The following is a 13450-nucleotide window of genomic DNA, read 5'->3' on the forward strand; positions in this document are numbered from 1 at the left end:
CGCCCGCCGCCCGCCGCGTCGACCTCGGCCGAGGTGTTTACAAAACTGTTAAGAGTCTTAATAATTGCCGCACTGGTGCTTCGAGGGAGGGATGTCGATGAAACCCGTACGGATAGCCGCCCCGGTGCTGGCCGCGGTCCTCGCCGCCGCAGGGGTGATCTGGGCGGCCGGCCCGGCCCTGGCCGCCGGCCCCACCGCGACCTTCGTGAAAACCTCCGACTGGGGCAGCGGCTGGGAAGGCAAGGTCACCGTCGCCAACGGCGGCGCCACCGCCATCACCGCCTGGACCGTCGCCTTCGACCTGCCGGCCGGCACCACGGTCGGCACCTACTGGGACGCCCTGCTCAACGTCTCCGGGCAGCGGTTCACCTTCACCAACCGCAGCTGGAACGGCCACCTCGCGCCAGGCGCGTCGGTCTCGTTCGGATTCCTCGGCAGCGGGCCGGGCAGCCCGACCAACTGCACCCTCAACGGTGCGCCCTGCGGCGGCCAGCCGCCGCCGACCACGGCCCCGCCCACCACCGCGCCCCCGACGACGGCCCCACCTCCCACGCCGCCGCCGACCGACGACGGGCTGCCGGAGCACTTCCTCACCGGCTATTGGCACAACTTCGACAACCCGGCCGTCGAGCTGCGGCTACGCGACGTGCCGGCCGAGTACGACCTGATCGCGGTCGCCTTCGCCGAGGCCACCAGCACCCCCGGCGCGGTCAGCTTCGGCATCGACCCGGGTCTGTCCGCCTCGCTCGGCGGCTACACCGACGGTCAGTTCAAGGCTGACGTCGCCACCCTGCACCAGCGCGGCAAGAAGGTGATCATCTCGATCGGCGGGGAGACCGGCCGGGTCGCGGTCAACGACCCCGCGTCCGCCACGGCGCTCGCCGACAGCCTGCACCGGCTGATCCAGGACTATGGCTTCGACGGTGTCGACATCGACCTGGAGAACGGGCTCAACCCGACCTACATGGCGCAGGCGATGCGCGCGCTGCGCAGCCGAACCGGGCCGGGGCTGATCATCACGATGGCTCCACAGACCATCGACATGCAGTCACCGTCGGTGTCGTACTTCAAACTGGCGCTGGACATCCGCGACATCCTGACCGTGGTGCACACCCAGTTCTACAACTCCGGGTCGATGCTCGGCTGCGACCAGGCGTTCGCCTACAGCCAGGGCACGGTCAACTTCATGACCGCACTGGCCTGCCTGCAACTGGAAGCGGGCCTGCGCCCCGACCAGGTGGCCCTCGGCCTGCCCGCCGGCCCGGGAGCGGCCGGCGGCGGGATCGTCGCCCCGACAATGGTCAACCAGGCACTCGACTGCCTGGCCCGGGGCACCAGCTGCGGCAGCTTCCGGCCGCCGCGCACCTACCCCGGCATCCGGGGTGCGATGACCTGGTCGATCAACTGGGACGTGACCAACGGCAACGGGTTCGCCCGGACCGTCAAGCCGCACCTGGCGACGCTGCCCTGACCGGCGGCCCGGCCACCCGTGCGGGTGGCCGGGCCGGACGACCGGCCCGGCCACCCGCCGCTACCGCTCGTCCGGGGCGAGCCGCACCCGGCGGAGCAGTTGCGCGTTGAGGGCGACCACGATGGTGGACGCGGACATCAGGATCGCCCCGACCGCCGGGCTCAACGTCAGCCCGGCCCAGGCAAGCACGCCGGCGGCGAGTGGGATCGCGACGACGTTGTAGCCGGCGGCCCAGCCCAGGTTCTGCAGCATCTTGCGGTAGGAGGCCTTCGACAGCCGGATCACCCCGGTGACCCCGCGCGGGTCGGACGAGGCGAGAACGACTCCGGCGGACTCGATCGCGACGTCGGTGCCGGCCCCGATCGCGATGCCGACGTCGGCACGGGCCAGCGCCGGTGCGTCGTTGACGCCGTCGCCGACCATCGCCACGGTCAGCCCCCGGGCCTGCAGGTCCGCCACCGTCTTGTCCTTGTCGGCGGGCAGCACCTCGGCGAAGACCTCGTCCACGCCGGACCGGAAGCCGAGATCGGCGGCGACCGCCTCGGCGACCGGCCGGGCGTCACCGGTGATCATCATGATCTTGCCGATGCCCTGTCGGCGCAGTTCGGCGATCGCCTGCCGGGCCTCGGGCCGGACCTCGTCGGACAGCCCGACAGCGCCGAGCACCTCGGCGCGGCCGCCGCCGAGCCGCAGCAGATGCAGTACGGCGGCACCACGCTGCGACCAGCCCTCGGTCGTGGTGGTCAGCTCCGGCGGGACCGAGGCGTCGAGTTCGCCCAGCAGCGCCGGGCCGCCGACGGCGTACTGAGTGCCATCCACGTTTGCCTGCACGCCCCGGCCGGTCAACGACCGGAAGTCGGTTGCGGCGCTCGTCGGACCCCGTTCGGTGGCGGCGGCCACGATGGCGCGGGCCAGTGGGTGCTCGCTGTCGGTTTCCACCGCTGCGGCCAGTCGCAGTACGTCGTCCTCGGTGTGCCCGGGGGCCGCCGCGACCCCGGTGACGGTGTGCGCGCCCCTGGTCAGGGTGCCGGTCTTGTCGAACAGCACCGCGTCGACGGTGCGCATCCGCTCCAGGGCCAGCCGGTTCTTGACCAGGATCCCGGCCTTGGCCGCCACGGCCGTCGACAACGCGATCACCAGGGGGATCGCCAGGCCGAGGGCGTGCGGGCAGGCGATCACCAGTACGGTGACCGTCCGTACCACGGAGTCGTCGAGACTGCCGAGCGCCCACCAGGCGGCGAAGGTCAGCACGGCGGCGGTCATCGCGACGTAGAACAACAGGGCGGCGAACCGGTCGGCCAGCATCTGGGCCCGGCCGCTGGAGGCCTGAGCCTGTGCGACGAGGCGTTGGATGCCGGCCAGGGCGGTGTCCTCGCCGACGGCCTCGACCCGTACCCGGATCGCCGAGTCGGTCGCGACGGTGCCGGCCACCACCTGGTCTCCGACGCGCCGGTGCACCGGCCGGGACTCTCCGGTGATCATCGACTCGTCCAGCTCGGCTTCGCCGTCGGTGATCCGCCCGTCGGCGGGTACCCGGGCACCGGAGCGCACCAGGACCAGATCGCCGGCTCGCAGGTCGGCCACCGTGACCTGCTGGACCTGTCCGTCGTCGGCGACCCGTTCCGTCTCGTCGGGCAGCAGCGCGGCCAACGCGGACAGCGCGCCCTGCGCCTGGCCGATCGCCTTCATCTCCTGCCAGTGGCCGAGCAGCATGATGGCCACCAGCGCCGCCAGCTCCCACCAGAAGTCCAGGTCGAAGGCACCGACGCTGGTGGCCAGTGAGGCCAGGTAGGCGACGGTGATCGCCATCGAGATCAGCAGCATCATGCCGGGGGCACGGTCTCGGACCTCGTGTACCCCGCCGACCAGGAACGGCCAGCCGCCGTAGAAGAACACCACCGAGCCGAGCACCGGGCCGACCAGGGACATCCCGGGAAAACTCAGCGAGTAGCCGAACCAGTCCATCACCATATGACTGGTGACCACGACCGGTACGGTCAGCGCGAGACTCAGCCAGAACCTGCGGCGGAACATCTCCGGGTCGTGCCCCGCGTGCTTGTCGTGGCCACCGTGGCCGGTGTGCTCGTCGTTTCGGGTTCCGTCCGTTTCCACGCCGTCACAATACCCCCTAGGGGTATATCCGCAAGGGGTTCATGAACCTCGCGGCTCCGGGGAACTCGAGGTGTCTCCGCGGGTCTGATGCCACAGGTGCATCAAGATGCACCTGTGGCATCGAGGCTGGACGGGTCCCTCGTCCCGTCGGGTGGCGCTGAGCCGGTCGGCCGGGGGCTTATCGACAGCGCCGGCGGCTCGTCGGCCGAACCGTTCCTGGCATCAGGGCAACGGTCGGGGGCCGGCCGCAGTCCGACGGCGGCGACGCCGGACCTGGTTGACCACCCAGTAGACGACCAGTCCGCCGAGCAGTACGAAGACCCCCACGTCGAACCAGCGGCTGTACCGCTCGACCTGCTGCCACTGTGAGCCGAGCGCGAACCCGGCACCGACGAACAGCGCGTTCCATACCCCGCTGCCCAGCGTGGTGAAGGCGCTGAACCGGGTCAACGGCATCCGGTCGGCGCCGGCCGGCACCGAGACCAGGCTGCGCACGACCGGCACCATCCGGCCGAACAGCACCGCCCACCGCCCGTACCGGTCGAACCAGCGGTCGGCCTTGTCCAGGTCTTCCAGATCGACCAGCGGCACCTTGTCCAACCAGCGTCGCAGTCGTGCCTCGCCGATCGCCGCGCCCAGCCAGTAGAGCAGCAACGCGCCGGCCAGTGAGCCGATCGTCGCCCCGACCCAGACCCCGACCAGATTCACCCGGTCCTGGCTGGCCAGGTAGCCGGCCATCGCCAGCACCACCTCGCTGGGGATCGGCGGGACGACGCTCTCCAACGCCACCAGCAGGCCGACCCCGATCTCGCCCAGCCGGGCGATGACGTCAGCCACCCAACCGGTCAGCCCACCGACCTGGTCCTGCGGGGTGTCGACGGTGACTGCCATGGTGCTCCCTGCGTTGCGGTAAGCCCATCCGGTACCCGGCGGCCTACAGCGCTACACCTGCTCAACGACCGGATACGCCTCACCCGGATTCAACGACCGCTGGCGGCCGGCGACGTACCGAGCTCTCCCGGACCTGCAGCTTGGTGGGCAGGGTGACGGTGGTCGCGGCCCGGTCGGGGTCGGCGATCCGCTCGATGAGCAGCTGGGCGGCGGTCTCGCCCAACTGGTACGTCGGCTGGGTCAAGGTGGTCAACGCAGGCCGAACCAGATGTGCCCACGGCAGGTCGTCGAAGCCGACCACACCCATCTCCGCCGGCACCGCGATGCCCTGGTCGACCAGGCACTCCACCGCACCGACGGTCATCAGATTGTTCGCCGCGAACAGCGCATCCGGTCGCGGTCGTAGCCGCAGCAGCTCCGTCATCGCCCGGTAGCCGCCGTCGGAGCGGAAATCGGCATGGCGGACCAGCTCCTCCTGGTACGGCTGCCCGGCATCGGCCAGTGCCCGCTGGTAGCCACCCAGCCGTCGGCAGGCGGTCCAGACGCCACGTCGCCCGGTGATGCAGGCGATCCGCCGGTAGCCCGAGTCGAGCAGGTGCGTGGTGGCCAGCCGGGCGCCGTGCTCGTTGTCCACCAGTACGGTGTCGATCAGACTGCCGTGCAGTTGCCGGTCGACCACCACCACCGGTACCCGGGCGGCGGTGAGCTGCCCCAGATCGGCGGCCGGCCCGGACGGGGCGATGATCACCCCGGCGACCTGTTCGGCGAGGACGGCGTTCAGGTAGCGGCTTTCCTTGGCCGGATCCTCGTCGGTGTTGCACAGCACGACCGAGTAGCCGGCCTGCTGGGCGAGGTCCTCGACGCCGCGGACCAGGGCGGTGAAGAACGGGTTGCCGATGTCGCTGATCACCACCGCCCACAACGTGGTCCGGCTGCGGCGCAGGTTGCGGGCCACCGCGTTGGGCCGGTAGTCCAGCTCGCGCATCGCCCGCCGGACCCGGTCCGCCAGCGCGGGATCCACGTTGGTGTGGCCGTTGACGACCCGGGAGACGGTAGCTGGGGAGACCTCCGCTTTCCGCGCAACGTCATAGATGGTCGCCATCGTTCATCGCCCTCTTCACTTGCTCCCGACCCGAGGGGTGCCGGTCACGGACCCGGGACGATGATTACAGACCAGGTACGGAGCGCGATGGTCCACCAGTTCGGACATCCAGGACGTAGCGCATACCGTCCGGCGCTGAGCTGCGATGCATCGACCGTCCACTGTCGGGATACCGACATCAACGACAGTTCCACACCGGACGCCGGACGGCAGGTGGCCGAGCCGGCCCGAGCGCCGGTGGCCGAACTACGCCGTTGTGTCAGCCTCCGGATCGGCCGAGGTTCGGCTGCGACGCAGCCACAGCAGCCCGATCACCGGCAGCACCAGCGGGATGTAGCCGTACCCGCTGCCAAAGCCCGACCAGACTGTCTCGTCCGGGAACGCCGCCGGCACCGCGAGACTCGCCGCGCCGATGCCGAGTACGCCGACCAGCTCCACCGTGCAGCAGCCGTACGCGATCCGCCGGCCGACCAGGCCATCGATGATCAGTCCGGCGGCCGCCACCAGGTACACCACCGCGGCGAAGGCGGAGAGCAGATACGCCACCGGCGCCTCGCCGAACCGGGTGGCTATCTGCACGCCGGCCCGGGACGAGGCGGCGATCGCGAAGAGGATGTAGACGCCGATCAGCACCCGGCCCGGCCCGCTGCGGGTCCGCGCTGTCCGCTCGGTGCGCGCCGTCCGGCCGTCCGTCGACGTCGGGTCAGCCACCGCCGACCACCGTCCAGGTCTGCTGCAGCCGGACCACCAGCACCGGGATCACCAGGGCGAAGACGCCGACGGTCAACGAGCCCCACCGGGTCGGCTCCATCCGACCCAGCACCCCCGCCATCGGCGGCAGGCTGAGCGTGGTGATCAGGTAGCCGGCGAAGACCGGTGGTTCACCGGGACGCTCCCCACCGACCAGCGCCACCACGGCGGCCACGGTCAGTGCGAGCAGGGCGACCTCGACCACCGCCAGCCCGCCGTACTGGATCAGACCCGGCGGCCGGTCCAACGCCGCGCAGAGCAGCGCCCAGCCAGCGACGGCCAGCGCGCCGACGATGACCACGGCGGCGATCGGCCCGTTCACCGCCGCACCACCGGCTCAGCTGCCACAGTCACGCCGAACACCCTACTCACCAGCTATCCGACCCGCCGAGGTGCGTCCCGCGGGTCGCCGAGGATTGATGGCCGGCGCTTCGATCCGCAGTGTCCAGACGGTGGCTCTCGGTATCAGCCGGAGTCTATAGTCAGTCCGGGACGGTCCGATCCACCCTGGGGAGGGTGTGGTGGTTGGCGTCGGCATCTGGGGCCTCCTGATCGCCAGCTGTCTCGTCCTGCTCGCCCTGCTCGCACTGGCCGCGTTGGCCGCCCGTACGGCGGAGCACCCGGCCGACCGGCGGGCGCTGCGGGTCGAAGCCGACGAACTCGCCGTAGAGGCGCAGGCCATCGCCGTCGCGGCCGACAACGCCCGGACCGCCGCCGACCAGCTGCGCGATCGGGCGGCCGCCGCTGAGCTGGCCCGCGACGACGCCTGGCAGCGGCAGGAAACCGCCGGCCGGGCCTATCAGCAGGCGTTGCTCGCCGACCAGGAGGACCGGCCAGCGGCCGTCGGCACCGGTGCGCCGCTGCCCGCCGAGCACGGCCGCGACGTCAGCCGAGCCGCGCTCACCGCGTACCGCCGGGGCGACATCTCGGTGCAGCAACTGCGTACGGTGTGGCGGCGGGCCGGTGGCGCGCCGCCGGATCCGACGGCGGCCGACCGGGCCGACCGAACCGTCGACCGGCACCGCGTCCGCGACCAGGCGGCCCGCCGGGAGTACGACGTGGTCGCCGCCGCCGCGCGTCGGGCCGTGGAAGCGGCCTACATCGCCGAGCTGAGCGCTGCCGCGCTGGCCGAGGAGGCGGCGGCCGCCGCAGCCGACGCCGAGGAGGCCCGCTACGTCGCCGACCGGGCCGAGCGGTCACACTGAACTCCGGCCTACGAAGGGAAACGCGGCGATGACATTGCGGTTCGGTCTGTTCGGCACCGGGCACTGGGCGGCCGAGACCCACGCGGCCGGGCTCGCCACACACCCCGGCGCGGAGCTGGTCGGGGTCTGGGGACGGGACCGGGCGAAGGCCACGGCGCTGGCGCAGCGGTACGGCGTCGCGCCGTACCAGGACGTGGACGCGCTGCTCGCCGACGTCGACGCGGTCGCCGTCGCCCTGCCGCCCGACGTGCAGGCCGGGATCGCGGTCCGCGCCGCCGACGCCGGCCGGCACCTGCTGCTGGACAAGCCGTTGGCGTTGACCCTGCCGGACGCCGACCGGATCGTCGCGGCGGTCGACCGGCGGGACGTCGCCTCGGTGGTCTTCTTCACCAGCCGGTTCAACCCGGCCATGATCGACTTCCTGGGCCGGTCGGCCGACGGTGCCTGGCACGGCGCCCGGGGAGCGCTGTTCGCGGCCATTTCCGAGCCCGGCAACCCGTACGGTGCCTCGCCCTGGCGGCGCGTCTACGGCGGGCTGTGGGACATCGGCCCGCACGCGCTGTCGGTGGTGCTGCCGGTGCTCGGCCCGGTCGCCCGGGTCGCCGCGATGCCCGGCCCGGCCGGCGGGGTGCACCTGTTGCTGCGGCACACCGGCGGGGCCACCAGCACGCTGTCGCTCAATCTGGACGGCCCGGTGGCGGCGAAGACCTTCGACGTCACGTTCTTCGGTGAGCCTGGGATCGTGCCGGTGCCGCACCGGGACGTGACCACCGGGCAGGCGTTCCACGCGGCCGTCGACGCGCTGCTCGGGCAGGTCACCGCCGGCCGGCCCGGACACCCCTGCGACGTCCGGTTCGGCCGGCAGGTGGTGGCCGTCCTGGCCGCCGCCGACACCGCCCGGGTCGAGCAGCGCATCATCGACGTCCCGGCTGGAAGACCGGTCGCCTGAGCGATCCCCGCCGGCTGGCCTGCCACTGGCCGGAGCAGTGGCTCACCCTGTTCCGGCTGATCACCGCCCGCTGACCCGTCGCCTCAGCCGGTGGCCAGCGCCAGCCACTGGTGGCTGGCGACCTCGGCGCTGGGCGGCACCAGCAGCCGGTCGAGGGTGCCCGGCGTCGCGGCCACCAGATCCCACAGCGCGCCGCCGGGCAGCCGGACCCGGGCCAGCGGGGTGCCCGCCGGATACGGCTGGCCCGGCACCACCAGCCAGCGATGCAGCCGCGCGGACCCGCCCGGGATGCCGAACGACAGCGGAACCATCGCGGTGGTCTCCGTCGACGCGCGGATGGTCCGTGGGCCACTGCGCGGCAGCCACCGGGCGGCACCGTGCACGGTCGCCAGTTCCGGCTCCTCCACCTGACGCAGCGGGCGCTGGAAAGCGTCGTGTACCGCCTGCGCCACGGCCGGCATCCGGGCCCCGCCGCCGACCAGCAGCACCGATCCGATGCTGGCCGGTGGCACCCCGACGGCGGCCAGCATCTGCCGGCAGCAGGCGATCGTGCGGTCCAGCAGCGGAGCCACCAGCTGCGCCAGGTCCGCTCGGGTCAGCCGGTACGCCGGGGTGTCCGGCAGCAGGAAGTCCTCCACCGCCGGGGTGTCACTGAGCTGGTGCTTGATTCGGTTCGCGAAGTCGGTGACCGCCATGCCGAGCCGCAACGTGGCCGGGGCGGACTGGCTGGCTGCGGCACTGGCCAGCAGCGGCGCCAGCCATTGCTGGCCGTCGGCGTGAATCCGTCCGGCAAGCAGCGCGTCGATGTCCCGTCCGCCGCAGTCGTCGATCGCCGCGTGTCCGAGCACCTCGTGCCAGCGTTCGTCGATGCGCACCAGCGCCGTGTCGAAGGTGCCTCCGCCCAGGTCGTAGACCAGCACCAGCTCGCCGGGGACCGGCGGTGGGCCGGCGACCGGGGCGAACGCGGCCGCGACCGGCTCCGGCAGCAGCTCGACCGGGCCGAGACCGGCCGCTTCGGCTGCGGCGATCATCTGCGCGCGGCGCGGGTCGTCCGGGCCGTACGACGCCGGAACCGTCACCACCGTGCGGTGCACCGGGGCGCCGTACCGCCGCTGGGCCTCCGCCCGCAGCGCGGTCAGCACCGCCGCGACCTGCTCGATCGGCCGGAACCGGCGGTCGCCGAGCATCATCGGCACATCGGCCGCCATGCCGCGTTTGAACTCGGCAGCGTACGCGGTCGGCTCGGACCGCTTCCGCCGCTCCGCCAACGCGCCGACAATCATGCTCTGGCCGTCCCAGTGCACCGCCGACGGCCAGGTCGGCGCGCCGGTGACCGGGTCCGGTACCAGCTCGCCGGTCTCACCGGTGACCACCATCGCGGCGGAGGAGGAGGTGCCGAAGTCGACCACCAGGACGGGCTGGTCAGACATCCCAGACATCGATCAGGCTCCGCTCGTTGGACTCCCAGTTGGCCAGCAGGTGCCGGCTGTCGGCGCTGAACCCGACCCGGACCCGCTGCCCGGTGCCACCCAGCACCCGGAACAGCTCCTGCCCGGTCGACGTGTCCTGCAGGACCACCGCGGCGATGCCGTCGAGCGCGTCGGCGACCGCGGCTCGTAGCTGCCCGTCGGCGCTGACCGCAGCCGTGCCGAACCCTTCCCGCCGGCTGTTCTCGGCGAACTCCGGCATTCGCTGCTCCCACTGGTCGTCGGTGATCCGGTCGATCTGGCTACCGGTACGCAGGTCCCACAGGGTCGTCACAATGCGCCGGTACCGGCCCACCGCCTTCGCCCGGCCCTCGGCCGCCGCCCGCCATCCGGCCTCGTCGATCAGCACCCGGTGCGGCTCGCCCGGATCGCGGAACCGGGCGCTGAGCTTGCCGGTCTCGATGTCCCACACCGAGATGAACCCGTCCGTGGCCCAGGCCACCACCGCCAGCCGGCCATCCGGGTCGACGAACACCCGGCCGGTCGGCTGCGCGCCGGCGGTGTGCTCCGGACGGAACTCGGCGCGGACCGTGTCGTCGGCGATCGCCCGGAGCCGGACCAGCCGGGCCGCCGGGTCGCACTCCACCAGATGCTCGCGGTCCGGGGTGAGCAGCCAGCTACCGGGCGACTCCAGGTGCCGCCGCCGGGGTGGCGGCTGGCGCTGCAGGGCCACCGCGTCCTTCGCGGTGGCCACCACCAGGACCGGGCCGACCAGGTCGCCCGGGTACGCCTGCTGGCCCAACTGCCGGCCGTGCTGGGCGGCGGTGAGCTCGAAGACCCGCTCGTCGGGGGTACGGATATGAGCGAGCACCGCCCCGGCCGGGTAGGGCTCGCCCGGCGGTACACACCAGCGCAGCAGCCGGGCCCTACCGCCCGGGATCTCCCACGAGGTCGGCTCGGTGCGCCACCGCTGCGGCTCGGCGGTGACGGTGCGACCGCTGGCACCGGCCGCGAACCGGGCCGCACCGCGCAGCACCGCCAGCTCCGGGTCCGGGCCGCAGCGCAGCGGCCCCGGCGACCCGGCGTCGATGATGCCGAGGCCGGACCGCAACGTGGTGTGCACCGCCGGCAGGTAGGCGTTGCCGCCGGCGACGACCACCGCGGCCAGGTCGGCCGGTGCGGCGCCGACCGCGCCCAGCACACCTGCGGCGCCCTCCACCAGCCAGCGCAGCGCCGGTTCGGCGAATGCGTCCAGCCAGGCCCGGGTCAGCCGGTACGGCGGCGTGAGCGGGGTGAGGTGATCGACCACCTCGTCGGCGTCGACCAGTTGGTGTTTGAGTCGGCGGGCGAAGTCGATCGCCTCGTGGTAGGCGCGCAGCCCGGCGTCACCGGGTGCGGCGAGCATCGGCTCCAGCCAGGCCCGCCCCTCGGTGCGCAGGTCGTTGATGAGCAGCGCGTCGAGCTCCTGCCCGGCCGGGCAGGTCTGCTGAGCGAGCTGGACGGTGTGGCTGCCGTACACCTGCACCAGCGCGACGGTCCAGGTCGCGCCGAGGTCACAGACCAGCACCAGCGCGCCGGCCGGCAGGTTGTCGCCGGTCGTCGGGTCCAGCGCCGCCGCCACCGCGCTGTCGATCAGCTCCACGTCGCGGAACCCGGCGGCCGCACCGACGGCGAGCATCGTGTCCCGACGGGGATCACCGGGCAGGTAGTCCGCCGGCACGGACAGGGTCAGCCGGTCGATCTGGCCGCCGTACAGTTGGCGAACCTCGTTGGCGACCACGGTGAGGTACGCGGTGAGCGCCTCGGCGCCGGTGACCTCCCGGTGCTCCAGCCACATGGCTGCCTGGGCGTCGACGGCCCGGCGCGGCCCGTCGATGTACCGCCGCGGCATGGCCCGCTTACGCACCTCGGACGGGGTGCCGACGAGGAAGCCCTCGTCCGCCAGGCACACCGACGACGGCCAGCTGGTCGCTCCGCTGGCCGGTTCCTTGACCAGGGTCGTCTGGTCCGCGACGACCAGCGCCACCCGGGTGCCCGAGGTGCCGACATCGACCACCAGGATCGGCTCGGTCATGTTCCCGCCCTCACCACAGCAGTTCGGCGATTGATCGTCCTGGAAGTTCCGGGACAGTGTCCGTGAGTGCCGCCGTCACGTCCACCCTGGGCGATGTGCGCGGTACGCCACGGACAGGGGTGAACGTAACGGAAACTGGTCGCGTTGGTGGACCCGCCCCCGTGTGTTCGGTCACCAACCGCGATCGTCGCTGCTGGAACCGCTAGACTCAGCGACTGCGAAGGGGAGTAGCTCCCAACATCGCGGTCGACACACTGGTGCTGCGCACCCGGCCGCGGCGACCCGGCAGTACGTCGGGTGGGCGAGACCTTCGACCCAGGCTGCAGCAGCCGGGTCGAGGTCCGCGTGCCCCGATCCGGCCCCCGACCGGATGAGAGGCACCATGGACGGCTTCCTTGCCGCGACCGCGATCAGCTTCGGCGTGATCTTCGTCGCTGAGCTGGGTGACAAGTCACAGCTGATGGCGTTGACCTTCGCCACCCGATTCCGGACCTGGCCGGTGCTGATCGGCATCACTACGGCCACCGCCGTCGTGCACCTGGTGTCGGTCGCCCTCGGGTACGGCCTCGGCGTGGCCCTGCCCACCGGCTGGATCGCGCTGGCCGCCGCGCTGGCGTTCATCGGGTTCGGCTTCTGGACGCTGCACGGCGACACCCTCACCGATGAGGAGTCCCGCCGGGCGCAGCGGACCACCAGGACGGCGGTGATCGCCGTGTTCACCGCCTTCTTCCTGGCCGAGCTGGGGGACAAGACGATGCTGGCGACGATCACGTTGGCCACCCGGCACGGTTGGTTCGGCACCTGGCTCGGCTCCACACTCGGCATGGTCGCGGCCGACGCGCTGGCCATCGTGGTGGGCCGGCTGCTCGGCCGGCGGCTTCCCGATCGGGTGATCGCGTACGGGGCGGCCGCGCTGTTCTTCGCGTTCGGCTGCTGGCTGCTGGTCGAGGCGGTAGTCGAACTGGCCGGCTGACCCGGCGCCCGTCGATGCCGGCCGTGAGCACGGCAACACGCGTACCGACGGCCGGTCCTGGGTACGTTGAGCGGTATGCAGCACTTCACGATCGCCACCGTCGCTGAGCAGAGCCCCGATTTCCGTCGGGTGCTCTGGACCGGTGAGCACTCCCAGCTTGTGATCATGACCATTCCGCCGGGCGGTGAGATCGGCGAGGAGGTCCACGAGGACATCGACCAGATCCTCACCTTCGTCAGCGGTGTCGGCGAAGCGCTGGTGGCCGGCGAGCGGCAGGCCGTCGCCGCCGGTGATCTGGTCGCCGTGCCGGCCGGTACCAAGCACAACTTCGTCAACACCGGCCCCAACCCACTGGTGCTCTACACCGTCTACGGTCCGCCGGAGCACGCCGACGGTGCGGTGCACCACACCAAGGAGGAGGCGGACGCGGCGGAGGCGTCCGGCCGGGACGAGCCACCCACGTCGTGACGGCGGCCTGTGCCGTACACCTCGACCA

General features: G+C 72.2%; 12 protein-coding genes. 5 read left to right on the plus strand and 7 right to left on the minus strand.

The genetic code is table 11. The annotated features are described in order from the left end of the window. The first annotated feature begins 97 nt into the window (after positions 1–97). Entirely contained in the window at positions 98–1471 is a 1374-nt protein-coding gene (locus O7621_RS12835) for a cellulose binding domain-containing protein (protein WP_282234162.1), read from the plus strand. Positions 1472–1531: 60 nt separating this feature from the next. On the opposite strand, the gene O7621_RS12840 is transcribed toward O7621_RS12835, so the two are convergent. The 5 genes from O7621_RS12840 to O7621_RS12860 form a co-directional block, all read right to left on the minus strand. Further along, entirely contained in the window at positions 1532–3505 is a 1974-nt protein-coding gene (locus O7621_RS12840; protein WP_348775315.1) for a heavy metal translocating P-type ATPase, read from the minus strand. A 300-nt stretch (positions 3506–3805) separates the two neighbouring features. Continuing rightward, the gene (locus tag O7621_RS12845) at positions 3806–4474 is read right to left on the minus strand and encodes a DedA family protein (protein WP_282234164.1); all 669 of its coding nucleotides are present in this window, start codon (positions 4472–4474) and stop codon (positions 3806–3808) included. A gap of 79 nt (positions 4475–4553) precedes the next feature. Continuing rightward, positions 4554–5576 carry a LacI family DNA-binding transcriptional regulator gene (locus O7621_RS12850; protein WP_282234165.1) on the minus strand — a complete coding sequence of 341 codons (1023 nt, stop codon included), beginning with the start codon at positions 5574–5576 and terminating at the stop codon, positions 4554–4556. Between the two features lie 246 nt (positions 5577–5822). Beyond that, positions 5823–6287: a hypothetical protein gene (locus O7621_RS12855; RefSeq protein WP_282234166.1), complete on the minus strand. Its 465-nt coding sequence runs from the start codon at positions 6285–6287 to the stop codon at positions 5823–5825. Continuing rightward, positions 6280–6648 carry a hypothetical protein gene (locus O7621_RS12860; protein WP_282234167.1) on the minus strand — a complete coding sequence of 123 codons (369 nt, stop codon included), beginning with the start codon at positions 6646–6648 and terminating at the stop codon, positions 6280–6282. The genes O7621_RS12855 and O7621_RS12860 overlap by 8 nt, the downstream gene beginning before the upstream one ends. 199 nt (positions 6649–6847) lie before the next feature. On the opposite strand from O7621_RS12860, the gene O7621_RS12865 reads away from it, so the two are divergent. Next, positions 6848–7531: a hypothetical protein gene (locus O7621_RS12865; RefSeq protein WP_282234168.1), complete on the plus strand. Its 684-nt coding sequence runs from the start codon at positions 6848–6850 to the stop codon at positions 7529–7531. Positions 7532–7559: 28 nt separating this feature from the next. After that, complete coding sequence (locus O7621_RS12870; RefSeq protein WP_282234169.1) at positions 7560–8480, plus strand: Gfo/Idh/MocA family oxidoreductase; 921 nt, start codon at positions 7560–7562, stop codon at positions 8478–8480. Positions 8481–8563: 83 nt separating this feature from the next. On the opposite strand, the gene O7621_RS12875 is transcribed toward O7621_RS12870, so the two are convergent. Next, positions 8564–9919, minus strand: coding sequence for an Hsp70 family protein (locus O7621_RS12875; RefSeq protein ID WP_282234170.1), 1356 nt, complete (start codon positions 9917–9919; stop codon positions 8564–8566). Continuing rightward, positions 9903–11981 (minus strand): Hsp70 family protein, encoded by a 2079-nt coding sequence (locus O7621_RS12880; protein ID WP_282234171.1) that lies wholly within the window; start codon positions 11979–11981, stop codon positions 9903–9905. The genes O7621_RS12875 and O7621_RS12880 overlap by 17 nt, the downstream gene beginning before the upstream one ends. A 382-nt stretch (positions 11982–12363) precedes the next feature. Between O7621_RS12880 and O7621_RS12885 the strand changes: the two genes are divergently transcribed. Together O7621_RS12885 and O7621_RS12890 are read left to right on the plus strand one after the other, a co-directional pair. Then, the gene (locus O7621_RS12885) at positions 12364–12954 is read left to right on the plus strand and encodes a TMEM165/GDT1 family protein (RefSeq protein ID WP_282234172.1); all 591 of its coding nucleotides are present in this window, start codon (positions 12364–12366) and stop codon (positions 12952–12954) included. 75 nt (positions 12955–13029) lie between these two features. Then, positions 13030–13422, plus strand: coding sequence for a cupin domain-containing protein (locus O7621_RS12890; RefSeq protein ID WP_282234173.1), 393 nt, complete (start codon positions 13030–13032; stop codon positions 13420–13422). The last annotated feature ends 28 nt before the right edge of the window (positions 13423–13450 follow it).

Source organism: Solwaraspora sp. WMMD937 (assembly GCF_029581175.1).
Lineage (GTDB): Bacteria > Actinomycetota > Actinomycetes > Mycobacteriales > Micromonosporaceae > Micromonospora_E.

Coding starts and splice junctions, on each gene's coding strand:
- O7621_RS12835 (WP_282234162.1), top strand. CDS start 98: ATGAAACCCGTACGGATAGCCGCCCCGGTGCTGGCCGCGGTCCTCGCC.
- O7621_RS12840 (WP_348775315.1), bottom strand. CDS start 3,505: ATGTTCCGCCGCAGGTTCTGGCTGAGTCTCGCGCTGACCGTACCGGTC.
- O7621_RS12845 (WP_282234164.1), bottom strand. CDS start 4,474: ATGGCAGTCACCGTCGACACCCCGCAGGACCAGGTCGGTGGGCTGACC.
- O7621_RS12850 (WP_282234165.1), bottom strand. CDS start 5,576: ATGGCGACCATCTATGACGTTGCGCGGAAAGCGGAGGTCTCCCCAGCT.
- O7621_RS12870 (WP_282234169.1), top strand. CDS start 7,560: ATGACATTGCGGTTCGGTCTGTTCGGCACCGGGCACTGGGCGGCCGAG.
- O7621_RS12875 (WP_282234170.1), bottom strand. CDS start 9,919: ATGTCTGGGATGTCTGACCAGCCCGTCCTGGTGGTCGACTTCGGCACC.
- O7621_RS12880 (WP_282234171.1), bottom strand. CDS start 11,981: ATGACCGAGCCGATCCTGGTGGTCGATGTCGGCACCTCGGGCACCCGG.
- O7621_RS12885 (WP_282234172.1), top strand. CDS start 12,364: ATGGACGGCTTCCTTGCCGCGACCGCGATCAGCTTCGGCGTGATCTTC.
- O7621_RS12890 (WP_282234173.1), top strand. CDS start 13,030: ATGCAGCACTTCACGATCGCCACCGTCGCTGAGCAGAGCCCCGATTTC.